Origin of the sequence: Kingella sp. (in: b-proteobacteria) (genome assembly GCF_030527935.1) — a bacterium.
GTDB lineage: Bacteria > Pseudomonadota > Gammaproteobacteria > Burkholderiales > Neisseriaceae > Kingella_B.
This window is the reverse complement of the sequence record NZ_JAUMZV010000008.1, coordinates 34377-57688: the sequence shown is the minus strand read 5'-3', so window position 1 is coordinate 57688 and position 23312 is coordinate 34377. Positions and strand designations below refer to the sequence as shown.

At 51.4% G+C, this 23312-nt stretch carries 26 protein-coding genes; 14 read left to right on the top strand and 12 right to left on the bottom strand.

The annotated features are described in order from the left end of the window. Nucleotides 1-3 precede the first annotated feature (3 nt). Nucleotides 4-1005, top strand: a complete 1002-nt coding sequence (locus tag Q4A85_RS04075; protein WP_303107885.1) for a quinone-dependent dihydroorotate dehydrogenase — start codon at nt 4-6, stop codon at nt 1003-1005. A gap of 237 nt (nt 1006-1242) precedes the next feature. On the opposite strand, the gene Q4A85_RS04070 is transcribed toward Q4A85_RS04075, so the two are convergent. Further along, a complete protein-coding gene (locus tag Q4A85_RS04070) occupies nt 1243-1818 on the bottom strand; it encodes a class I SAM-dependent methyltransferase (protein WP_303107884.1) in 576 nt (191 codons plus the stop codon). Between the two features lie 484 nt (nt 1819-2302). Continuing rightward, a complete protein-coding gene (locus Q4A85_RS04065) occupies nt 2303-2713 on the bottom strand; it encodes a YidB family protein (protein WP_303107883.1) in 411 nt (136 codons plus the stop codon). Nucleotides 2714-2764: 51 nt separating this feature from the next. Here Q4A85_RS04065 and Q4A85_RS04060 point away from each other — a divergent pair, with 51 nt between their 5' ends. Further along, nucleotides 2765-2917, top strand: coding sequence for a hypothetical protein (locus tag Q4A85_RS04060; protein ID WP_303107882.1), 153 nt, complete (start codon nt 2765-2767; stop codon nt 2915-2917). A 3-nt stretch (nt 2918-2920) separates the two neighbouring features. Here the strand turns inward: Q4A85_RS04060 and Q4A85_RS04055 are convergent, their stop codons facing one another. The 3 genes from Q4A85_RS04055 to Q4A85_RS04045 form a co-directional block, all read right to left on the bottom strand. Beyond that, nucleotides 2921-3142 (bottom strand): hypothetical protein, encoded by a 222-nt coding sequence (locus tag Q4A85_RS04055; protein ID WP_303107881.1) that lies wholly within the window; start codon nt 3140-3142, stop codon nt 2921-2923. 245 nt (nt 3143-3387) lie between these two features. Next, nucleotides 3388-4935, bottom strand: a complete 1548-nt coding sequence (msrAB, locus tag Q4A85_RS04050; RefSeq protein WP_303107880.1) for a bifunctional peptide-methionine (S)-S-oxide reductase MsrA/peptide-methionine (R)-S-oxide reductase MsrB — start codon at nt 4933-4935, stop codon at nt 3388-3390. Nucleotides 4936-5205: 270 nt separating this feature from the next. Continuing rightward, on the bottom strand, nt 5206-5811 hold the full coding sequence (locus tag Q4A85_RS04045; RefSeq protein WP_303107879.1) for a nitroreductase family protein: 606 nt from the start codon (nt 5809-5811) through the stop codon (nt 5206-5208). 171 nt (nt 5812-5982) lie between these two features. Between Q4A85_RS04045 and Q4A85_RS04040 the strand changes: the two genes are divergently transcribed. The 11 genes from Q4A85_RS04040 (at nt 5983) to Q4A85_RS03990 (ending at nt 14970) form a co-directional block, all read left to right on the top strand. Then, complete coding sequence (locus tag Q4A85_RS04040; protein ID WP_303107878.1) at nt 5983-6888, top strand: recombination-associated protein RdgC; 906 nt, start codon at nt 5983-5985, stop codon at nt 6886-6888. A gap of 78 nt (nt 6889-6966) precedes the next feature. Further along, complete coding sequence (locus Q4A85_RS04035; RefSeq protein ID WP_303107877.1) at nt 6967-7386, top strand: hypothetical protein; 420 nt, start codon at nt 6967-6969, stop codon at nt 7384-7386. A 20-nt stretch (nt 7387-7406) separates the two neighbouring features. Further along, on the top strand, nt 7407-7973 hold the full coding sequence (gene dcd / locus Q4A85_RS04030) for a dCTP deaminase (protein ID WP_303107876.1): 567 nt from the start codon (nt 7407-7409) through the stop codon (nt 7971-7973). Nucleotides 7974-8079: 106 nt separating this feature from the next. Further along, complete coding sequence (gene recR / locus Q4A85_RS04025) at nt 8080-8709, top strand: recombination mediator RecR (RefSeq protein ID WP_303107875.1); 630 nt, start codon at nt 8080-8082, stop codon at nt 8707-8709. After that, nucleotides 8703-9350, top strand: a complete 648-nt coding sequence (locus Q4A85_RS04020) for a hypothetical protein (RefSeq protein ID WP_303107874.1) — start codon at nt 8703-8705, stop codon at nt 9348-9350. Before recR ends, Q4A85_RS04020 begins: the two co-directional genes overlap by 7 nt. Before the next feature lie 123 nt (nt 9351-9473). Then, nucleotides 9474-10193, top strand: coding sequence for a ribonuclease III (gene rnc / locus Q4A85_RS04015; protein ID WP_303107893.1), 720 nt, complete (start codon nt 9474-9476; stop codon nt 10191-10193). Further along, nucleotides 10190-10615: a hypothetical protein gene (locus Q4A85_RS04010; RefSeq protein WP_303107873.1), complete on the top strand. Its 426-nt coding sequence runs from the start codon at nt 10190-10192 to the stop codon at nt 10613-10615. The genes rnc and Q4A85_RS04010 overlap by 4 nt, the downstream gene beginning before the upstream one ends. A 28-nt stretch (nt 10616-10643) precedes the next feature. Next, nucleotides 10644-10808, top strand: coding sequence for a hypothetical protein (locus Q4A85_RS04005; RefSeq protein ID WP_303107872.1), 165 nt, complete (start codon nt 10644-10646; stop codon nt 10806-10808). A 388-nt stretch (nt 10809-11196) separates the two neighbouring features. Then, nucleotides 11197-12249: a substrate-binding domain-containing protein gene (locus Q4A85_RS04000; protein WP_303107871.1), complete on the top strand. Its 1053-nt coding sequence runs from the start codon at nt 11197-11199 to the stop codon at nt 12247-12249. Between the two features lie 10 nt (nt 12250-12259). Beyond that, nucleotides 12260-14608: an ATP-binding protein gene (locus Q4A85_RS03995; protein WP_303107870.1), complete on the top strand. Its 2349-nt coding sequence runs from the start codon at nt 12260-12262 to the stop codon at nt 14606-14608. Then, nucleotides 14596-14970: a response regulator gene (locus Q4A85_RS03990; protein WP_303107869.1), complete on the top strand. Its 375-nt coding sequence runs from the start codon at nt 14596-14598 to the stop codon at nt 14968-14970. Before Q4A85_RS03995 ends, Q4A85_RS03990 begins: the two co-directional genes overlap by 13 nt. Nucleotides 14971-15129: 159 nt before the next feature. On the opposite strand, the gene trpB is transcribed toward Q4A85_RS03990, so the two are convergent. The 4 genes from trpB to Q4A85_RS03970 form a co-directional block, all read right to left on the bottom strand. Beyond that, on the bottom strand, nt 15130-16332 hold the full coding sequence (trpB, locus tag Q4A85_RS03985) for a tryptophan synthase subunit beta (RefSeq protein WP_303107868.1): 1203 nt from the start codon (nt 16330-16332) through the stop codon (nt 15130-15132). A gap of 36 nt (nt 16333-16368) precedes the next feature. Continuing rightward, nucleotides 16369-16518: a hypothetical protein gene (locus Q4A85_RS03980; protein ID WP_303107867.1), complete on the bottom strand. Its 150-nt coding sequence runs from the start codon at nt 16516-16518 to the stop codon at nt 16369-16371. A 367-nt stretch (nt 16519-16885) separates the two neighbouring features. After that, entirely contained in the window at nt 16886-17014 is a 129-nt protein-coding gene (locus Q4A85_RS03975) for a hypothetical protein (RefSeq protein WP_303107866.1), read from the bottom strand. Between the two features lie 267 nt (nt 17015-17281). Further along, entirely contained in the window at nt 17282-18088 is an 807-nt protein-coding gene (locus tag Q4A85_RS03970) for an integrase core domain-containing protein (protein ID WP_368500171.1), read from the bottom strand. A 340-nt stretch (nt 18089-18428) separates the two neighbouring features. Here Q4A85_RS03970 and Q4A85_RS03965 point away from each other — a divergent pair, with 340 nt between their 5' ends. Continuing rightward, on the top strand, nt 18429-19097 hold the full coding sequence (locus tag Q4A85_RS03965) for a DNA alkylation repair protein (protein WP_303107864.1): 669 nt from the start codon (nt 18429-18431) through the stop codon (nt 19095-19097). 160 nt (nt 19098-19257) lie between these two features. On the opposite strand, the gene Q4A85_RS03960 is transcribed toward Q4A85_RS03965, so the two are convergent. From Q4A85_RS03960 to Q4A85_RS03950, 3 genes are all read right to left on the bottom strand, one after another. Beyond that, nucleotides 19258-20859: a class I SAM-dependent DNA methyltransferase gene (locus Q4A85_RS03960; protein WP_303107863.1), complete on the bottom strand. Its 1602-nt coding sequence runs from the start codon at nt 20857-20859 to the stop codon at nt 19258-19260. 48 nt (nt 20860-20907) lie between these two features. Beyond that, nucleotides 20908-22104, bottom strand: a complete 1197-nt coding sequence (locus Q4A85_RS03955) for a restriction endonuclease subunit S (RefSeq protein ID WP_303107862.1) — start codon at nt 22102-22104, stop codon at nt 20908-20910. A gap of 174 nt (nt 22105-22278) precedes the next feature. Then, nucleotides 22279-23268: a virulence RhuM family protein gene (locus Q4A85_RS03950; RefSeq protein ID WP_303107861.1), complete on the bottom strand. Its 990-nt coding sequence runs from the start codon at nt 23266-23268 to the stop codon at nt 22279-22281. Nucleotides 23269-23312: the final 44 nt, after the last annotated feature.

The window sequence follows — 23312 nt, the reverse complement described above, 5'->3', positions numbered from 1 at the left end:
ACCATGTATGCCAGTCTTATCCGCCCGCTGCTGTTTCGGCTTGACTCCGAGCAAGCGCACAACCTAACCATTCAAACCCTTGCCCGCGCCTATTGCCTGATGCCACGCGTGAACCCGCACATCAAGCCCACCGCGCTGATGGGCTTGAACCTGCCTAATCCCGTGGGGCTGGCGGCGGGCTTGGACAAAAACGGCGAAGCGATTGACGGCTTGGCGGCGTTGGGCTTTGGTTTTATTGAAATTGGCACGGTAACGCCGCGCGCGCAAGCGGGCAATCCGCAGCCACGTCTGTTTCGTGCGCCTGAACACAACGCCATTGTGAACCGCATGGGCTTTAATAATCACGGCATTGATGCGCTGATTGCCAACGTGAAACGGTCGCGCTACACGGGCATTTTGGGGATTAACATCGGCAAAAACGCCAGCACGCCGATGGAACACGCGGTGGATGACTATTTGATTTGTTTGGAAAAGGCCTACGAATACGCATCGTATATTACCATCAATATTTCATCGCCCAACACCAAAAATCTGCGCACGCTGCAAGGCGGCGATGAATTAAGCAAGCTATTGGGCAGCCTGAAAAGCAAGCAAGCCGAGCTTGCCACGCGCGTGGGGCGGTATGTGCCACTGGCGGTGAAAATTGCCCCCGATTTGGACGAAGCGCAAATTGCCGACATCGCCCATACTGTTGTGCAAAACGAGATGGACGGCTTAATCGCCACCAATACTACGATTGACAAAACCGCGCTGGGCGCATCGCCGCTGGCGCAGGAAGCAGGCGGATTGAGCGGCGCGCCTGTGCGTGAACCCAGCAACCGCGTGCTGGCGGTGTTGGCGCGGGAGCTAGGCGGCAAAGTGCCGATTATCGGCGCGGGCGGGATTTTGTCGGGCGAACACGCGGTGGAGAAAATGCAACTGGGTGCAAGCGCGGTGCAGCTTTATAGCGGGCTGATTTATCGCGGCGCGGGGCTGGTGAAGGAATGTTTGCGGGCGTTGGGGTAGATTTCAGGCTGTTTTTGTTACAGGTATAGTTGTTCACACCGCCTTATACAGCATTGGCTCGCCCACCACGGATGAAATATTTTGTTGCCAAATTGTAGATTTGGATAAAGTCAGTTTTGCTGTATTACTTGTCCTATTTGCGGTTCGCCACCGTGTCTAAGACTTAATAAAACAACTACAATTAGGCAGCCTGAAACGGTATTACCGCTTTCAGGCTGCCTTTGTTATGCGAACAAGTTACTTCCCAGCGGTTGCCAGTTTTTCAATCGCCAGCACAATCGGCGGGCAGTTTTGCTGGTTGATAAATTCGTAGCGCAGGGAGCGGTATTCGGTTTGTGGCAGGTTTTGCGCGAACGCGAGCACGGCGGCGGTTTCGGATTTGCCTTGTTCGTGCCCGTGGTACAGCACGGCAAGCAGGATGCCACGCGGTTGCAGCAGGGCGAGTGTGGCTTGCAATGCGATGATGCTGGTTTCGGCTTGGGTGGTGATGCTGTGGTCGCCGCGCGGCAGGTAGCCCAGATTGAAAATGGCGGCGGCGATGGATTGTTTGATGTGCTGGGCGAGATGCTGATGCCCTGCATGGATAAGCTGCACGCGCTCGCCAAGCTGGTGTTGCTGCAAGCGGTCGGCAGTGGCGGCAAGGGCAGCTTCTTGGATGTCAAACGCATAGACTTTTCCTGTGTTGCCAACGAGTTGGGCGAGCAGCAGGGTATCGTGTCCGTTGCCTGCTGTGCCATCCAGCACGGTGTCGCCTGCGTGGATGTGTTGGCGCAGTAGGTCGTGGGCAAAGGGGATTTGAGCGGTTAGGGGCATTTTCAGGCTGCCTTTCTGAGGGGGATGGGTTCAGGCTGCCTATGTTGGCTTTGTGGCTATCAAGGCAGCCTGAAATTGATGTTACGGCGTGTGGGGGTGTTGCTGGCTGGTTTGAGCTTGGCTGAAATTTGTTGCGCTCGTTCTAACTTCGTTGAAGCCTTAGGCTTTCAGACTGCCTTTGGTTGCGCCATGATTTGCAAACTGCCAATGCGCTATTTTTGCGTTTCAGGCTGAAACCTTTGCAAAACCCTAGCAGTAGCCTGAAACTTAAAATGGAGTGGCGATGGCTCGTCGCCAACGCTTCAAACATCACATTACTGGTTTACTAAGATGTCGGCGAGCCGTCGACGCTCCATTGGTTGTAGGTTTCGCAAAGGTTTCAGGCTGCCTATTGGTGATATGCAATTGGCAGCCTGAAAAGCTATGTTGCGGTTTTCAGGCTGCCTATTCATTACCGATTAGGCAGCCTGAAAACTGGTTGGGCTTATTTCAAAAAGTTTTGCATCACGATGCGGGCGATGTCGTCCAAACCAAAGCCGTTGGCATCGGCGGCGTTGCCATTGGGCGTGATGGCGTTGATGACGTTGGGCAGATATTGCGCCAGCAAATTGCCCGCGCTGCTGGTATCCAATCCCACTTTGGCGGCGGCTTCGCTTAGGTTGCTGCCCAGCGCGTTTTGGATTTGCGATGCGTCCACGCTGGCGTTGCTACCTGTGCCAATCCAGCTTTGCAGCGCGTCGCCCAAGCCGCCTTGTTGCAATTTGCCCAGCAATTCGCCTGCGTTGCCGCCGTTTTGTTGGATGAGCTGCGTAACCAGTTCCATTGCTTTGCCTTGCTCGCTGTTGCCGCTGATGGCGGAAGTGGCTGCGCTGATAACGTTGTCTAATAAACTCATGATTTTCCCTTTGATGGAGTTGAACAAAGGGCGCGATTGTAGCGGGTTTTGTTGGTTTGTCTAGGGGCTTGGGGTTGGTTTACAAATGGATGGCAGCCTGAAACGGGCAATAGCGTTTCAGGCTGCCTTGGGTGGTTTGACTTTGCCCATGCCAATAAAAGGCAGCCTGAAAAGCGGAGTTGGCTTTTCAGGCTGCCTATTTAGTGATTACTCGGTGGCGTTTTCAATTTTCTCGCCAACGTGGGAGATGCCGCGTCCGACTGCGTTGCCGCCTTTTTTCGCGGCTTCTTGGGTTTTGTCCCAGCCGTGTTCAATGCCTGTGCCGACTTTTTCTACGGTGTTGGCGGTGTCGGTTTTTACGCCGTGCCATGTGCTGGAACAGGCGGCGAGTAGGGTGGTGATTAGAGTTAAGGCGAATGCTTTTTTCATATTGGGTTTTCCTTTCATTAGGATGATTAAAAACACACGGCGAGCCGTGCGGCGGGGATTATAACGGGAAATGGGGCGTTCGCTGAACGGGGCTTTGCATTTTTTAAAAGGGCTTAACAGTTTGCTAACTTGCGGCGTGTGCTTTTCAGGCTACCTAAAACGCGGGTGCAACGGTTAAGCAGCCTGAAATCGTTGCCCCGCGTTCCTACGGCTTGCTGGCAAGTCGTGCGCTGGCAAAGAAATCGTTATTTTACTTTATCCTTCCAAGCCCCATAGCCTTGCGCGTCCATTTGCTCGTAGGGCACGAAGCGCAGCGATGCGCCGTTGATGCAGTAGCGCAAGCCGCCTTTGTCTTTGGGGCCGTCGTTGAAGACGTGTCCAAGGTGGGAGTTGGCGTGGCTGCTGCGTACTTCGGTGCGTATCATGTTGTAGGAAGTGTCTTCGCGCTCGGTTACGGCTTCGCTGGCGATGGGGCGGGTGAAGCTGGGCCAGCCGCAGCCTGATTGGAATTTGTCGCTGGAAGCGAATAGGGGGGTGCCGTCCACGATGTCTACATAGATGCCTTTGGCGAATAGGTTGTCGTATTCGTGGCTGAATGCGCGTTCTGTGCCTGCTTGTTGGGTGATGCGGTATTGCTCGGCGGTGAGTTTTTGGCGCAGTTCGGCATCGCTGGGTTTGCTGGGCTTGGCTTCATTGGATTTCAGGCTGCCTTCTAGGGGTTTGTCGGCAAGGGTAATATCAATATGGCAGTAGCCGTTGGGATTTTTGAGCAGGTAGTCTTGGTGATATTCTTCGGCGGGGTAGAAGTTTTGCAGGGCTTGGTTTTCTACCACGATGGGTTGGGCGTATTTTTTCTGCTCGCGTGCGATGGCGGCGGCGGCAATTTTTTGCTCGGCGGGGTCGGTGGTGTAGATGCCTGTGCGGTATTGTTCGCCGCGGTCGTTGCCTTGTTTATTTAGGCTGGTGGGGTCGATGACGCGGAAGTAGTAGCGCAAGATGTCGTCTAGGCTGAGCTGGTCGGCATCGTAGCTGACTTTGACGGTTTCGGCGTGCCCTGTGTGGCGGTGGGATACGTCTTCGTAGCTGGGGTTGGCGGTTTTGCCGTTGGCATAGCCTGATACGGCATCGGTTACGCCTTGTATGCGTTGGAAATAGGCTTCTAGCCCCCAGAAGCAGCCGCCTGCAAGGTAAACGGTTTTGATGTTCATGGCTTTTCCTTTCTGTGCGGAATCGGGTTTGTAGAATTTTTCGGTGTAGGCGGAGAGTTCGGCTTGCGGGTTGGCGAGCAGGGCAAGGGCTTGGGCTTCGTTCAGGCTGCCTTTGACGATGCGTTGCACGTCGCCGTTTTCGCCCAGCAACACCCACGATGGATACACGCGCACGCCAAGCTGTTGGGCGATTGCGCCACCTGCATCGGTGCGCACGGGGAGTTTTTGGTATTCCAGCCCGCGATACCATTGGGCGAAGTCGGCGGCGGGTTTTTCGTGCAGATAATTGGGCGATGCGATGGCGACAAGGTTGGCGGCGGCAAAGCGTTTGTCTTGCGACCATGCTTCGGTTTGCGCCAACTCGCTTAAACACAGCGGACACCAGCTTGCCCAGAATTTAACCAGCGTGGGGCGTTTGGGCAGCGGTGGAGCGGCTTTGCCTTGGGCATCGGGCAGCTTGCTGATGCGTTCGGTGAGATTTTCGGCGTGGGCAGCGGTGGAATGCGGCATCAACACGGTTTGTCCTGCCCAGAAGACCACGGCGGCGGTGGCGGGGAGTAATAAGAATTGGGCGATGCGGTTCATGATGGGGTTTCTCCTGTGTAGTTGTTAGTAACGCGGGCAATCTTAACACAGGGAATTGGGGCTGCGAGACGTGATTAGTGGGGCTTATTTGCTGGATAGGCAAAAGCGTGGGGTGCGGTTGGGGGTGGGCTGAAAGGGCTATAATGTGCAGTTTAGGCTGCCGATTTTAGGGAAATTTAAATGATGCAATCGGCATAGGTAACAAAAAAGGCAGCCTGAAAACAGGATTACGGTTTTCAGGCTGCTTTGGCTTTTTGGTAGTGGTTTGAATTATAAGCCGAATACTTTTAAACGCGCTTCAACAGGTTGAAATTCTTTTTCGCCTGCGGGGACCGCGATGCCGCCGAATATCAGCTGGGCGCGGAGTGTCCAGCCAGCGGGGATGTTCCATGTTTTTGCCACTTCGGCATCAATAATGGGGTTGTAGTGCTGCAAGTTTGCGCCGATTTTGGCGGCTTCAAATGTTGTCCAAATGGCATATTGGTGCATGGCGTTGGCGTGTTCTGACCAGATGGGGAAGTTGGCGGCATACAGCGGGAATTGGTTTTGCAAGCCTTGCACTACGGTTTGGTCTTCAAAAAACAGCACCGTGCCAGCAGCGGCTTTGAACATATTGAGCTTGTTGGCAGTGGGTTCAAATTTGTCGGCGGGGACGATTTTGCGCAGTTCGTTGGCGGCGATGTCCCACACTTTTTCGTGTTCTGCGTCAAACAGCACCACGATGCGGGTGGATTGCGAATTGAAAGCAGATGGGGTGTGTTTAACGGCGTGTTCAACAATTTGGGCGATTTCTGGTTTGCTGATGGGCAGTTCTTTGTTTAAAACATAGATGGAACGGCGGTTTTCAGCGGCTTGTTGCAGAGCCTGGATGGACATGATTTTTCCTTTTTTTAGGTGGTTGATAGAAGAGCGAATGATAGGGCTTGGCGCGTGGGAGAACCAGTAGGATTGGGGGAAGATAGTTTTTCTTATTGGGAAAGCGGGGGATTTCTAAGGCAGCTAAATGTTATAATCCCGCCCTTTTTAGCAACACGAGACACGCCAATCATGTGGTTCAAACAACTCAATTTCTACCCCATCAATCCCGAAACCCTGCCCGATTTAGACACCCTTGCCAGCAAGCTCACTGCCGCCCAATTTGCTCCGATTACAGGACTAGACTGGTTTAGCGAAGGCTTTACCCCGCCCCACGGTTTTAGCCCCGAGCTGGTGTTCCCCGCCGATTTCACATGGTCTATCGCGCTGAAAAAAGCGGAAAAAGTGCTGCCCGCCAGCGTGATTCGTGAAATTTTGGACGACAAAGTTGCCGAAATCCAAACCGCTGAAGCCCGCAGCGTGGGGCGCAAAGAAAAGCAAGAACTCAAAGAGCAAATCACCGACGACCTGCTCCCCCGCGCGTTCACCCGCAGCAGCCGCACGCAAGCCATTTGCGACACCAAACACGGTTTTTTGCTGATTAACAACGCCAATGCCAACAAAGCCGAAAACCTGCTCACCAAGCTGCGCGAAGCACTCGGCGGCTTGGAAGCGCGCCTGCCACAAACCCAACAATCGCCCAGCAGCCTGATGACCGAATGGCTGCTCAATGGCGCGTGCCAAGGCGGTTTTGAGCTGGACGACAACTGCGAAATCAAAGGCAGTGGCGATGTCGTGCCCGTGATTAAAATCGCCAAGCAAGATTTAACCGTGCCCGAAGTGGTGCAGCATTTAAAAGACGGCAAAAGCGTAACCCAGCTTGGCTTGGTGTGGCGCGAGCAAATCGCCTTTGTGTTGGATGCCAACTTCGCGCTCAAACGCATTCAATATTTAGACGTGTTGCAAGAAGAAGCCGAACAACACGGCGACGATGCCGCCAGCCTTGCTTTCGCCAGCCAAATCCTGATGGCAGAAAGCATCGGCACGATGATTAGCGAGCTGGTGGGCTATTTGGGCGGCTGGCAAAAATCGTCCTAGCTGTCAGGCTGCCCTATCCAAAGGCAGCCTGAAAACATTACAATCACGCTTTACCCATCCTAACGAGTTTTTACCATCATGAAAAAACAGTTATTCACCGCTCTGCTCCTTGCCGCCGCGCCCGCAATATGGGCGGATGCGCCGCTTGCCTGCCGCGACATCCCCACCGAAGATGCTGTTCACCAAAAACAAGAATGCGTGTTCCAAGGCAGCGATATGAACGCTGCCTATCAAGCCTTCCGTCAACACGATGCAGACAACAAAGCATGGTTGCCCAAAAAAATGCCCGCCAAAAACCGCACCCAAAAATGGCAAAGCACCACCTGCGATGATGAGGGCATGCGCGACACTACTATCGAAAAGCATCAAGTCAGCAAAAATGCGCTCTATATGGAATACGATTCAGACGGCTTATGCGCCAGCCCCTACAAAGCCCAATTTCGTATGCAACAACAAGGCAAGCAAATCAAAATTCAATTTGACCGCTACGAGTCTTAAACTCAACAAAGGATAACAAAATGTCCATCAAATCAGATAAATGGATACGCCGCATGGCGGAGCAACACGGCATGATAGACCCATTTGAGCCGTGCCAAATCAAAGAAGCCAATGGGCAAAAAATCATTTCCTACGGCACATCTAGTTACGGTTACGACATCCGTTGCGCCAACGAATTTAAAATTTTCACCAACATCAACAGCACCATCGTTGACCCGAAAAACTTTGACCCCAAGAATTTCGTTACCGTGGAAGACGACTGCTGCATCATCCCGCCCAATTCGTTCGCGCTGGCTCGCACGGTGGAATATTTCCGCATCCCGCGCAATGTGCTCACCGTGTGCTTGGGAAAATCCACCTACGCCCGCTGCGGCATCATCGTGAACGTAACCCCGTTTGAACCCGAATGGGAGGGCTACGTTACGCTGGAATTTTCCAACACCACGCCGCTGCCCGCCAAAATCTACGCGGGCGAGGGTGTGGCGCAAGTGCTGTTTTTTGAAAGCGATGAAATGTGCGAAACGTCTTACAAAGACCGTAATGGCAAATATATGGGGCAAACGGGCGTTACGCTGCCCAAAGCGTAAATAGCTCCAAGGCAGCCTGAAAACGAATAAAATCAGTAAAACAACGTGTTACCGTTTTCAGGCTGCCTGATGTTCGCAATCCATCCCCCAAAGGCAACCTGAAACCATGTCCCAAGCCAAAGATAAAGATGCCTACTCTGCCCTAATCCAAGCCTTGCGCGTGTTCCCCAATGTGGGCGTGAAAACCGCGCAGCGCATGGCACACACCTTGCTGCAACACAACCGCGAGGGCGCAGCCGAACTGCTTGCCGCGCTGGATAATGCCTTGCAGCAAGTGGGCAACTGCCGTCATTGCAACACCTTTTGCGAGGGCGAGGAATGCACCATCTGCGCCGATGAACAGCGCGACAAAACCCGCCTGATGATTGTGCATATGCCCGCCGACATCGCCGCAATGGAAGCCGCCCATTGCCACGATGGCTTGTATTTTGTGCTGATGGGCAGCGTGAGCCCCACGCAAAACATGGATTTAAGCCATGTTGCGTTGGAAAAACTCATCGCCCGCCTTGCCGATAGCCCCGTGCAAGAAATCATCATCGCCACATCGTTCACCGCCGAGGGCGATGCCACCGCCTACATTCTCACCGAGCTGCTCAAAGAACAGCCCTATAAAATCAGCCGTTTAGCACGCGGTATGCCGCTGGGCAGCGAGCTAGAATACGTGGACGCAGGCACGCTCGCCCAAGCGGTGTACGAGCGGCAACTGCTGCAAGAAAAAAAGGACGCGCCATGCTAACTTGGCTATTCTCCCTGCTTATCCCATTGGTGCTGCCGCTGCTGGGCATCCCCGCCGCCCACGCCCAAAGCAACCACGCCATCCCTTTTCAGGCTGCATCTGCACCCGCCGTGTTAGAGCCAGCCCAAGCCGAACAGCAGCCTGAAAAACCACAATGGATACTGCGCGACAAACAAGCCCTGCGCGCCGCGCAACAAGCCCTAACCCAACTACCCGAATTGCAAGGTGCGCCCATCCAAATCTACGAACAAATCAACTTTTTTGACGGCACGCGCCCGCGCATAGAAATTGACCTGCAAGACCCCAAGCAGCCTGAAAACATCCTGTACTACACCTACGAAAACGGCAAATGGGCCGCCACCCCCATCGGCACAGACCCCGAGCCGAACAGAAACCCCGCCCGCCATCTCGTTCCCCTTGCCCAAATAGACTTCGCCCAAGCCGCCGACATCGCCCAAGCATGGCAACAAAAAGCCCAAAGCGTGAACGCCGTAGAAACCCAAGCCTACCACGTTGCCCTGATTTGGCTGCCCAAGCAGCAAAAACTCATGTGGCACACCGCCCAAATTGATGCCAACGGCGCACGCTATTATTTAAGTTTCCATGCAGACGGCAGCGTGTGGGAATTTAAAAAATTCTAGTTCACCCCATTCAACCGCTTAAAGGCAGCCTGAAAATATCATCACAGGGTTCAACCCATGTACCACCTAATTGACGATAACCCCTTTTCAGGCTGCCTAAACCCCATCCCAAAACACCAAACCATGACCCCAACCACCCCCCGCCAGCAATACCTAACCCAACTGCAAAACCAACTCGGCTACACCTTCAAAAACCCCGCCCTGTTGCAACAAGCCCTAACCCACCGCAGCTACCACAGCCAAAACAACGAACGGCTAGAATTTATCGGCGACAGCATCCTAGACTACGCCATCGCCAAAATGCTCTACCACGCCTTTCCCAAGCTGCCCGAAGGCCGCCTATCCCCCCTGCGCGCCCAGCTTGTTAAAGAAGCCACCCTTGCCGAAATCGCCCGCGAACTGCATATTGGCAACGCCCTATACCTAGGCGCGGGCGAACTCAAAAGCGGCGGCAACGACCGCGCATCCATCCTAGCCGATGCCGTAGAAGCCTTGCTCGCCGCCATCAGCTTTGATGCCGACTTCGCCACCGCCGAAGCCACCGTGCAACGCCTGTTTGCCCCCCGCATCCAACAGCTCAACACCCACACCCAAGCCAAAGACCCCAAAACCCAACTGCAAGAAATGCTGCAAGCCCAACACCTGCCCCTGCCCAAATACCGCATAGAAAAGCAAACAGGCGAAGGCAACACCGCCCTATTTGACGTATCCTGCGACCTTGGGCAATTTGGCAAAATTACCTACGCCCAAGCCCACAGCCGCCGCGCCGCCGAACAAGACTGCGCCCAGCAAGCCATTGCATGGCTTACCCAACAACCCCCATTTCGCAAAACCAAAAAATGAACCCACCCATCCTACTCGGCGCCATCATCGGCGGGCTATTTGGCGGCGGCTTCTTCCTATTTTGCCTATGGCTCAACGCCAAAGATGCCCAACGCCGTTACCCCGAACTGCGCATCCCCGTCCCCGCCAACGCCCAAAATGATATGCTGTTTCATATCTGGTGCGATGCCAACCGCTATCAGCAACAACCCGACGGCAGCTACCAAAGCACCCCGCGCGGCATCCTTGCCAACACAGGCGAAATCCGCTTTGAACAGCACGAAATGCTGGTTTACGAAGTCATAGACCTAGGCTTCGCCCGCCGCCGCTTCGCCCTAAACGCCCCCGTGGTGCTCGCCCGCGCCATCCGCCAACGCAAAGTGCGCCAGCTCAACAAATTGCTCAAACATTGGCAGATTGCGCCGCTGGATGATGCGTTTTAAACAAAAATCCGTATTCGTTGCTGAACGAATGCGGGTTTTACGTTTTCAGACTGCCTTATACGCCATGCAAAGGCAGCCTGAAACCTTTGCGAAACCTGTAACCGATGGAGCGTCGGCGGCTCGCCGACATTTTGGCAAAACAGTAGTGCAATGTTTGAAGCATTGGCAACGAGCCGTCGCCGCTCCATTTTAGGTTTCAGGCTGTCATTGGGGATTTTGCAAAGGCAGCCTGAAAACGTCTGAAACACCTATTTTCAGGCTGCCCCTAGCTACATACAAGGCAGCCTGAAAACAAATTTCGTAGGCTTATTGCACCCAAACTCGCTTCGCCTATTTTCAGGCTGCCTTACCCCATCGCCACCCACTACCCCAAACAAATGTTTCCAAATCTTCACAAAAAGCATGATTTAGCACAAAAATTGCTTATCCTGCTTAACACAACCTAAGCAAATGGGATATAGTGCCATTTCCAAGCCCAGCTTTGTTTGTTGCAAAACATTCCGCACCCCCCATCATGCCGTCGCGCATTTTTTGGCAGTTTTTTTCAAAACCAGACGGCTTTCTTAAAGGAATAACTTGTCATGCAGAAAAAAACGTTTACCACGCTGCTTATGCTCGCCTTGCTTACCGCGTGCAACAACGATGTCGCCGAGCGGCGCAAACCGGGTTATGGCGAAGCATCCGCGCCAATTAGCCAAGAAATCAAAATTACCGTCAATTCGGTGGATAAGCCCGATAGCTTGGAGTTCCAAAAGCTGATGAATGCAGGCGTAATCGCCGCAGGCAAAGACTTTCCCACCGTCAAACTCAAAATAGAACAAGCCCCCAACCAAGACGCGCAAATCCAGCAACTTGCCCAATCGGCAGCCGATGCCAAAGCCATCGTGCTCAATATTGCCAACAACCAAGCCGTTATCCCGCTGATGAAAGACTTGTGCGCAAAAAAAATTCCTGTGGTGTTTTTTGGTGCGTCGCCCGATAAACGCGCCCTTGCCGCTTGCGATTTAGACTATGACTTGCGCGGCGACGATATGACCGCAGGCGTGGTGCAAGGTTTGCTGGTTGTCCAAGCGTTTAAAGAAAACCCCGCCATGGATAAAAACCACGACGGTACCATCCAATACGCCTTTATGAAAGCCACACAAGGCACAGAGTTCACCCGCGACCGCTCCGACTGGGCGGTTGCCACCATGTCTAGCTATCCAGAATTAGCCCGCCCCGTAAGCGAATTGATGGTTTCCTATGCCAACTTTGACCCCGCGCTGGGCTTGAAAAACCTTGAAGCATGGATAGCGAACCCGCGCTTTGCCGATGTGGAAGTGATTTTGACCAACAACGACGACACCGCCATCGCCATCGCCAAAGAACTCAAAAAACGCGGCATCAACATCCCTGTTTACGGCTCGGATGGCGGCGAAGTGGGTTTACGCGCGGTGAAATCAGGCTTGCTGGCAGGCACGGCACGTGGCGACTATCAACAATGGGCGCATGATGCCGTGCGCGTTGCCGCCAATTTGGGCTCGGGCAGACCGCCGCTTGAAGGCTTGCCCACATCGTATCGTATGGAAGATCGCACCATTTATCCGCCGTTTGTGGGCATTAGCGCGAAAAATGTTGATGAATTCTTAAAATAAGGATAACGCCATGAGTAATCCCAACAACACCGCCGCGCCCAACACGGCAGCCAAAAAAGAAGCCAAAAAAGGTTTGCGCCGCTATACATCCTTGATTGCCATGATTGTTTTGTTCTTGGTGTTCACCGTAGCAACGCTGGCGTTCAGCGCATGGGTAACGGTACAACAAACGCAAACAGGTAAAGAGCTGGTGGTGGTTACCCGCCAAGGTCGTTTGGTGGCGCAATTTGCCCGCGCCGCGTTTAACTTCAAAGCCTATGTGGACGACTACGAAAAAGAAAAAGACTTGCCCGTTGCCTCGTCCGCAGCCAGCGAACCTGCTGTTGGCGAAGCAGCGCAAGCGATGAATCAACCCCAAGCAGCAGCGGATAACGATTTTCAGGCTGCCTCTGCCCCTGCCATTGTGGAGCAGCCCAAAGTTGCCACTTATGTGGACATCAACCAATTGCCGCAAGAAGCTGTTCAAGCGATTAAAGACTTGAAAACTTCGCGCGACCAGTTTGACGACACGTTAGAAGCGTTTGAAAAAGGCAAAACCATCCATTTGACCTATGAAGACGTAAACGTGCGCCCGCTGTCCACCAAAGTAGAACGCAAAACCATGGCGGAAACCATCCGCGTGTGGACACCTTATAAAGGCTTGATTGATACCTTCCTTGCCGAAGTGGAAAAAGGCAAAGTGCGCTACGAATCGATTGACTTCCTTGTGCGCTACACCCGCTTGTATAACACCACCATGGCATCTGCCGAGCTGGACTCCGCGCAAGCCTACCGCGACGTGGCCGCATTGCGCGGTAAACAATGGCAATATATGCAATTGGCTGGTATTGCGATGGCGTTCTTGCTCTTCTTGGGCATTGTGTTTGGTGCGTTGCGTTCGCTGTTGGAACACGATAAAGAATTGGACATCGCCCACCAAGAGATGAGCGAAATCATGGCATCTGTGAACGAAGGTTTATTCTTGGTGGATAAAAACCTGAACATTGGTGGTCAATATTCTCGCCGCTTGGAAGAAATCATCGACCAAAAAGACGTGGGCAACCGCAACTTGCTGGATGTGCTCAGCAAAATCGTGCCACAAGAAGACTTGGACATCACCCAAACCTTTATTGACCAGCTATACAGCGATTGGGTGGTGGAAGATTTGATTGCAGACTTGAATCCGCTCAACCGAATCAGCTATCAAGTGGAAGACACAGGCGCGCAACGCTTTGTGGATTTCAAATTCTTCCGCGTGTGGGTGGATGGTCAAATTGAACGCATTTTGGTCAGCGCAACCGATACCACCGAATCGGTGATGCTGCAAGCGAGCTTGGATGCCCAAAAAGAACAAGAAGGGCGCGAGCTGGAAATGCTGAACATCATTTTGAACACCAACCCCACCGTGCTCAACAGCTTCATCAAAGGCAGCATGGAACGGTTGAACGAAATCAACCAAGTGCTCAAAACGCCCGAAACCAAACGTGAAGAATTGCGCAGCAAAGCGCAATACATCGCCCGCTTGGTACACTCCATCAAAGGCGAAGCGTCATCTTTGAAACTGAACCGCATGGTGGATATTTGTGAAAACTTTGAAGACGCGCTCAACATCATGAAATCTTCGCCCAACCTAACAGGGCAAGACTTCTTGGGCTTGGTGGTGATGCTGGAAGATTTGTATCGCTTGTTTGACGTGCTAAACACCTATAACGGGCGCATCGGCGGCACAGCCAACGTGCAAATGACCAGTATGCAGCCTGAAAACAGTCCTGAGCAAGAATCGCGTCATCAAGCCGCCGCGCAAACGGATTACTTCAAACAATTCGTTGCCGACATCGCCAAACGCACGCACAAACAAGCGCAGCTTGTTGTCAGCGGCTTTGAAAGCAATCCATTGAGCGATGCGCAATGGGCAAAACTCAAAGACATCACCATCCAGCTTTTGCGCAATTCGGTGGTGCATGGCATTGAAACGCCCGAAATCCGCCGCCAACGCAATAAACCCGAAATGGGCACGCTCAAACTCACCCTTTCGCAACAAGCCGATGGCAAATTGCTGCTGGTTGCCGAAGATGATGGCAACGGCATCAACTTTGAAGCGATTCGCAACAAAGCCGTGGCGTTGGGCATCGCCACCGCCGAGCAAGCCGCCGAGTTTGACCAACGCCAATTGCTGAATCTGATGTTTAGTAACGGTTTCTCCACCGCCAGCGAAGAAACCGAAGACGCAGGGCGCGGCGTGGGCATGGATATTATCAAAGCCACCATCCAAAACATGGGCGGACGCATTGGCGTATCCACCGCAGCCGAAGGCTACACTCGGTTCGCCTATCTTTCCCAAAAGCATCCTAATCACAAGGAAACAATATGTATAAACTGATGATTGTGGACGATTCTGTCATCATCCGAAACCGCATTGAACGCAGCCTAAGCAGCTTACAGCTAGACATCGTTGCCACAGCATCCAATGGCGATGAAGCCGTGCGCTTGTTCAAAGAACACCAGCCCGACTTGGTTACCATGGATTTAACCATGCCACAAATGGATGGCTTAGAGTGCATCAAACGCATCCGCGAGCTGAGCAAAGAAACCAGCATTTTGGTTATCTCCGCGCTATCCGACCGCCAAACAGGCTTAAAAGCCCTGCAATACGGCGCGCGCGGCTTTATCTGCAAACCGTTCACCGATGAGCAACTGGTGTTGGCGTTGGGCAAACTCGTTGCCAACAGACAGCGCGGATAAATTGTTTAGTAGCAACAGCTCTTTGATGCGTTCAAAGAGCTGTTTTTTATGCGTCATAGGCAGCCTGAAAACCAATCCATCCAGCAAAAACCGTTTGGCATAACACCAAGCGTTTGGGGTTACGCTGAACTTCGTTTCAGTCTGCCTATTCGCATAGGATTAAATCTCAATCCCTTTGAGCTTTGCTACGGTGTTGATGTCTTTATCGCCGCGCCCTGATAGGTTCACCAAAATCACTTGCTCTTTGCTCATTTTCGGTGCGTTTTCCACCGCCCATACGAGCGCGTGGCTGCTTTCCAGCGCGGGGATGATGCCTTCGTATAGGCAAAGTAAATCAAAGGCTTGCAAGGCAGCTTCGTCGTCTGCGGTGGTGTATTCCACGCGCTTGATGTCGTGCAGATGGCTGTGTTCGGGCCCGATACCGGGGTAGTCCAAGCCTGCGGACACGGAATGCGTGCCGAGCACTTGTCCGTTGTCGTCTTGCATCAAATAGCTGCGAAAGCCGTGCAGCACGCCGATGGGGGCGTGGGATGAGATGGGCGCGGCGTGGCTGGCGGTGTGGATGCCCAAGCCGCCTGCTTCCACGCCGATTAGGCGGGTTTGCGCGGTGGCGATATAGGGGTGGAACAAGCCGATGGCGTTGGAGCCGCCGCCCACGCAGGCTACGGCAACGTCGGGTTGCCGCCCGATGGCTTCTTGCATTTGCGCTTGGGCTTCGCGCCCGATGACGCATTGAAAATCGCGCACCATTTCGGGATAGGGCGCGGGGCCGGCGGCGGTGCCGATGATGTAGAAGGTGTCGTCCACGCGGGCAACCCATTCGCGCATGGCTTCGTTCATTGCGTCTTTAAGTGTGCGGCTGCCGCTGTCCACGCTGACTACGTTTGCGCCGAGCAATTTCATGCGGAACACGTTGGGGGCTTGGCGGATGATGTCGTCTGCGCCCATGTAAACATGGCATTCCATGCCAAAGCGGGCGGCTACGGTGGCGCTGGCTACGCCGTGTTGCCCTGCGCCTGTTTCGGCGATGACGCGCTTTTTGCCCATGCGGCGGGCGAGTAGGGCTTGCCCGATGGTGTTGTTGATTTTGTGCGCGCCTGTGTGGTTTAGGTCTTCGCGTTTGAGCCAGATTTGCGCGCCGCCGAGATGGGCGGACAGGCGTTCGGCGTGGTAAACGGGGCTGGGGCGGCCGACATAGTGTTTTAAATCGCGCTCAAATTCTGCCCAAAATTGCGGGTCTTGCTTGGCGGCGGCATAGGCTTGGGCGAGTTCTTGCAGCGCGGGAATCAGCGTTTCGGCAACGTACACGCCGCCGTGTTCGCCAAAAAAGCCTTGTTCGTTGGGGGCTTGGTAGTTTTGCATGATGGTTTCCTTTGGGGGGACGAGTGTTAAGAAAGTTTAACGGATGATAGCATAAGGATAGGTTTCAGGCTGCCTTATTGGGGATCGGCTGGGCTGGAAATCAATCCATTGCGCAACAAAAATCGTTTGCGCTAGGGCAAAATTGTTTTCAGGCTGCCTATTGGATGGCAAGGCGACAATAAACATTCATGCGACAACGGCAGGCAGCCTGAAAAAGGAATGAGTGCTTTGTGGTTAGCTTTTTGTTTAGCTTTAACCATGCGCTTCATGCCAGCGGGGCACTTACTTTTCTTTGCTTCGCCAAAGAAAAGTAAGCAAAAGAAAGGCGACCCCGACGTGCAGGTCTGCTTCGCAGACTTCCCTCACTACGCATCCTTTTTCCGGCGCGTGCGAACTAGTCGCGCTACGCGCGTCGTCGAACAAGCGCACGCTTTTTTCCGAAAAAAGGATGCTTCGTTCGGCTGGACGTAGGGGGTGGGCGGTAGCATTAAACAGTTGTGAAGCGGTAGGCAGCCTGAAACCCAATTCGTCTCGCAGCAAAAAACCGTCCGCGCTACGCTAAACCATTTTTCAGGCTGCCTACTGGATGGCAAGGCGACAATAAACATTCATGCGACAACGGCAGGCAGCCTGAAAAAGGAATGAGTGCTTTGTGGTTAGCTTTTTGTTTAGCTTTAACCATGCGCTTCATGCCAGCGGGGCACTTACTTTTCTTTGCTTCGCCAAAGAAAAGTAAGCAAAAGAAAGGCGACCCCGACGTGCAGGTCTGCTTCGCAGACTTCCCTCACTGCGCATCCTTTTTTCGGCGCGTGCGAACTAGCCGCGCTTTGCGCGTCGTCGAACAAGCGCACGCTTTTTCCCGAAAAAAGAATGCTTCGTTCGGCTGGACGTAGGGGAGTGGGCGGTAGCATTAAGCAGTCGTAAATGGTGTAGAAAATAACCGCGTTGTTTACACCACAGGTTGGGAAAAGTAAGCCTGCAAGACCTCAAACGGCGTATCGCCGTCCAAGCTGCCGTGCGGCTTCACGGTGTTATAAAAGTTCACGAATCGGCACAGCTCCTTTTGCCGGTGTTCCGGACTGTCAAAACTCTGCTTTTCGTGCCACATTTCCATAATCGTTCGAATAACCCTCTCGGCTTTACCGTTGGTCTGCGGACGGGCAGGACAGGTAAACTTTTGATTGATGCCGTTTTCATAACAGGCAGTGCCGAAAGCATGACTTGCCCCGCCTTTATATTCGCTGCCGTTGTCCGAATACACGCACTCGATCAAATAGGGGCAGGGTTCGATGACTTGTTCCGTTAGGAACTTGGCCGCACTGTCTGCGGTTTTGTCCGGCAGGATGGCGGCGTACAGCTCTCTTGAGAAATCATCAATGGCGACAAACAGGTAATCCCGCTTATCGGTGGCTTTCTGCCCTTTGAGCAGCGGCAGCCGTTTGGTATCGACGTGCACCATTTCGCCGGGATAGGACTTGTTGTAGCGTTTGGCCTGCTTTTTGAGTTTTTCCTGAATACTGCGTTCTACCTTGGCCAGGCGTTTCATTCCGTACTTTGCCTGTTTGAAACGGTTGTTGGTGCTGGTTTGGGGTTTGGGCAGCCTGCCCCTTGCGGCTTTAAGTGCGCGGTAGATGGTGACGCGGCTGACTTGGTAACGACGAGCCAATGAGCTTACGCTTTCCTTCTCCTGTGTGTAGGCTGTCCAAATGGCTTGGCGGTGGTGCGGGGTGAGCCTGGTGTTTTTGTGCATGTTCATGTCGGCATATAGGACAAAAAAGGTGCTAAAAAATCCTGTGAGCCTTATGCAGCAAGGCTTTAAGCGGGGTCAAAACCTTTGAATGCAAAAAAGCTCTTTTTGCATCTTTAAATAGGCTAAAAAAATAGCAAATAAAACAGTAAATAACGTTGCAAATACCATGTTTGCTAGTTCACGAATTCATAAAGGGGAGTACCTTTTTTGTCCTATATGCCTTCATGTCAGTATTCTCCTGGAAATACTGTAAACAACGCTACTGGTTTCTACAGCCTGCACCCCAATTCAGAACCCTTTTCAGACGAACCCAAATCCTGCCATCTCCTTTAAAAAGGAAAACCCTATGGACTACCCCACCCTGCTCGCCATCCTGCAACAACACGCCAACCCCGAACGCGCCGCACCGATGCAGGCATACATGAAACACCGTTTTGCCTATTTCGGCATCGGCAAACCGGAGCTTGCCTGCCTGTGCCGCCCGTTTTTCAAAGAGGCCGCCAAACAGCCGGTCGATTGGGATTTCGTGCGCCGCTGCTGGGACGACCCGCACCGCGAATTGCAATACGCCGCGCTCGAATACCTGAAGAAAATGCAACAGCACCTGACCCCGCAAGACATCCCGTGTTTGCAAACGCTGATTACCAAAAAATCATGGTGGGATAGCGCCGACGTACTCGACCGCATTGTTGGCGACATTGCCCTGCGCCACCCCGAAGTCAATGCCGTCCTATTGGCATGGAGCACCGACGAAAACATCTGGCTGCGCCGCGTCGCCATCGACCACCAACTGCTCCGCAAACAACACACTGACACCGCGCTGCTGGAAAAAATCATCTGCAACAATCTGGGGCAAAAAGAATTTTTCATCAACAAAGCCATCGGCTGGGCATTGCGCGATTACAGCAAAACCAACCCCGAATGGGTACAAGGCTTTATCGACCACCACCGGCACGAAATGGCCAAACTGAGCCTGCGCGAAGCAAGTAAATACCTGACGCCAAAGGTCGTCTGAAAACGTGAACTTCAATGAAGTTTCTACAGAGCCAAAATGTAAAAAGCGGTCTGCACTTGCATTTGTCAAAGTGCAGACCGCTTTTCTACCTTAATTTCATTTGAGTAATACTAGAACATCACTCATCCTTTTCACAAACCCGCTTTGTGCAGACTTGCGCTTATCCGCTAAATTTCAGCGTTTGCAGCTTTTCTTTAATCTCTTTTTCTAATTCAGCAGATTCCGCGAAGAGTTTATCCAAATCCGCCGAAAAATCCGCCATTTTCTGCGCAAATTCGTCGGCAGAAATATCCACATAATCAATCTTTACCTCGAAATATTGCCCTGCTGACAGGCTGTAGTTTTTGGCTTTGATTTCATCGTAGCTGACCACCACGCTGAAATCTTCCACAGCCTGTTTGTGGGTGAAGGTATTGCAGATTTTTTGTTCTTCTGCGCGGGAAAGTACGGTTTTTTGGTTTTTGCCGTCTTTGATTTTTTCACCCAAGCCCGATGCGTCGATTAACACCACTTCGCCTTTATTGGCTTTATCGATAAACAGGATGGAAACGTTGGTTCCCGTCGTGGCGAAAATATTGGAAGGCATGGACACCACGCCGGCGAGCATTTTGTTTTCTACCAGATGTTCGCGGATTTTTTTGTCAATGCCTGATTGGGCAGTGATAAAGCCCGTCGGCAATACAATTGCCGCTTTGCCGTTTTCTTTCAGGGAAAACAAGATATGCTGGATAAAAAGCTGGTAGATTTCCATCTTATCCGTATCTTTTGCTTTGATTTTCGGGATACCGGCAAAAAAGCGTTCGCGGTTTTCCTCGCCTTCCAGTTGGTCGCGAAAATCGCTGAAATCCAATTTAAACGGCGGATTAGAAACGATGAAATCAAATTTTTTCAGACGGCCTGAAGCGTCTTTATGGGCGGGCGACAAAATCGTATTGCCCTGAACCACATTATTCAAAGAATGCACCAGATTATTCAAAATCAGATTCAGACGCAAAAGATTGGACGATTTTTGCGAAATATCCTGCGTATAAATCATACATTTGTCTTCGCCGATGGCATGGGCGACATTCATCAACAGCGTTCCCGAACCGGCCGACGGGTCGTAAACGTCCACGCTGCGGATTTGCCCGCGCACTTCCTCCGGCACCAAAATATCCGCCATAATCCGCGCCACCGCATGCGGCGTGTAGTATTCTGCATATTTGCCGCCGGAATTGCTGTTGTAGTCTTTAATCAGGTATTCAAAAATCGTGGCGAAAAAATCGAATTTTTGCGCAAAAATTGCCTCAAAACTGAAACCCGCCAGCTTGGAAATCAGCGCGCGGCAAAAATCATCGCGTCGGCCTTCGTCAGTAATGTACTGACTAATACGCTCGAACAACACAATTTTCGCCCCGCCTTCGGTTTTCACCGAAAACAACTCCGCATTCTGCGCGGCAATATCGGTGAGCGTATCGTCAAAGAGTTTGGCAAAGTCTGCGCCGTTTTGTCGCTCTGATAAATACTTGATGGAATGCTCAGGCTTCAAAACCGCTGTTTTCCCCTCAATATCCATATTGACGAACTTGATCGGCTCGTCGGGCTTTTCTTTGCGAATTTTTTTGACTTCGAAATCGTATTTGTCGTTTAAGAATTTATACAAAAAAGCCTGACTGATGATTTTGAACTCGTTGCCGTCATTGCCTAAGCCATAGTTGGCGCAAATGGTTTTCAAGCTGTCAATCAGGGCTTTGGTTTGTTCAGTAAAGTGTTGTTCGGTCATTTTTTATCTCGTTCTTTTTATTGTATCGGTCGGATTCTTGAATCCAGATTATTCCGCCACGGATACCTGCCCGTTCATCAGCATGGGCAGTAGGAAATCACGTAGTTGGGTTAGCTGGTGGTTTTGTTTTTCTAAATTGTCCTGAATTTTAAATATTTTTTTACTTCTTTCTGTATATTTTTCTACCAATTCATGTTTTGGGAAAACTGCTTGAATTGAGTGTAGTGTGGTTGCTGAAACTTCTTTAAATGTGGAACCCGAAGCTGATTGCATAATTGATTTTAGAGAATTTTTAACAGCATAAAAGACAAACTCTTTCGAAAATCCCTTATTTGGAATAAATGACTTAAAGCCTTGATTCGTTGTTACCTCATTTCTTGCAATAGCCATATATCCGATGGGTGCCCTTGAACTCATTAAAACTGTTCCAGTAGGATATTTTTTCAAACTGGCATTTTTTATTCCTTTTTCAGAAACATCTATTTCACCATGACTAATAAATTTATTGTCTTGATTTTTAGATAAATCATAAGGTGTAATCCATGCTGTTCCATTGGAGCAAAAATTATCGCTATCGGCAGTTGATGGCGTACTGCCACCGACGATTTCTGCCAAATTCCCCAAATTTTTCACCTCCCACCCCTTCGGAATTTTCCGTTTTAAAGTTTCATCAAACACCATTTCACCGCCTGAGGATTTGTAAGGCTTGCCGTCTGCGTCGGGGAAGTCGAACTGCACGAACCAGTAGTCGTACAGGGTTTTTGCCATCTGTTCCAAGCGCGCGTTGATTTGTTTGTTCAGGGCGATTTTTTTGTCCAAAGTGGATAAAAGGGAAAAGATACTATCCTGAGTTTTTTTATCGGGTAGTTTTAACTCTATTTTTGACAAAGTATTTACTGACAATCCAGGTTGTGCTGATTGTCCCTGGTATTGCCCTAAATTCATAATGGATAATAAATTGGCAATATATCCAATATTATGTTCATCATTTGCAGTTGCTACGATAGCATGTTCTGTCATATATGCTTTGCCACAAAAATATTTCGTATTACCACAATAAGCACCTTGACGCCCAATAATTGCACATTCCCCTTCAAAATTATAAGCATCTGTATAGCCTCTGATTCCATTTCCACCAAAAACAGGGTATGCACCTATTTCAAATATTTGACTAGCTGTTATTCCTTTGCCACTGCTAAATCTTTTACATGCTTCAGAAATTGTATATATTTTCCAATCACTCATATTTTTATCTCAATTTTTTATCTAGCCACCAACTTGCAAAATAATCTTTCGCCTTACTATGCAGAATCATCACAGTTTCCAGTAAGCAAAAATATTTACTCCATAATAAAGGTCGTCTGAAAAAACATTTCAAAATCCGACCGCACTTTTTTAAGCAGCCTGCATTGATGCCTGCTATTTTTTCAGGCTCAGCAGTTCGGCAATATGGCGTTCGCCCTCGCGTTCTTTTTCCAGTCTGCGTGCGGCGGCAAGTTTTTCGTATTCGATGCGGGCTTTTTCGTCTGCCTGCGTTTTGCTGATTGTCCCTGCCGTTTGTAAGACTTGGCGGTCATTGAATGCGAGGAAGGCATCCAGTTTTTCCGTCCAGTCTTGCAGGAATATCTGTTTTTTCATGCTCGCCTGGTCTTCGGCAAAATCCAGCCACATGGAAACGATGCGGTTGAGGGCGTCGATTTCTGCCTCGTTCAGGTAATTTTTGGCAACGGTTACATCGGCTTTGGCGATTTCTTTGCCCCGCCAATGGGTCAGCCCCATATTGGGTTTCCCCGCATCTGCCCTTTGGTAAATAATTTCAGGGGCGGTATGGCGGGTGCAAGCGTAGTGAAGTTTGTTTTGTATGATTTTGAAAAAATGGGTGGTTTCTTTGAAGCTGGGCTGGTAATCCGCCGCCATGGCGAATATTTCGCGCACACGCAGATACATCCGCCGTTCGCTGCTGCGGATGTCCCTGATACGGTTGAGCAACTGTTCAAACTGATCTTCGGCACGGTTTGTCCCGACAGGCGGGTTTTTCAGCCGGTCGTCGTTTAATACGAAGCCCTTGCTGATGTATTCGCCCAATGTCCGTGTTGCCCATTGGCGGAATTGTGTACCGCGTGTGGAGCGGACGCGGTAGCCGACGGCGATGATTAGGGAGAGGGGATAAAGCCCCATGCGGTAGTTCTTGCCGTCTGCGGCAGTTGTAAACTGAAAGTTTACAACTGAATCGTCCAGTTCTTGTTCTGCAAATATGGCTTTGATGTGTTTACCGATGTTTTGTTTGCTGGTTTGGTAGAGTTCGGCAATTTCTTTTTGGGTAAGCCATAGTTCGCCGTCAAGCTCGCGCAGGGTAAATTCGGATAGTCCGTCTTCTGTGGTGTAGATGATGATGTCGTTGTTGTGCATAGCTTTCCTGTATTTATAAATGGTTAAGGCTGCCTGAAAATCTA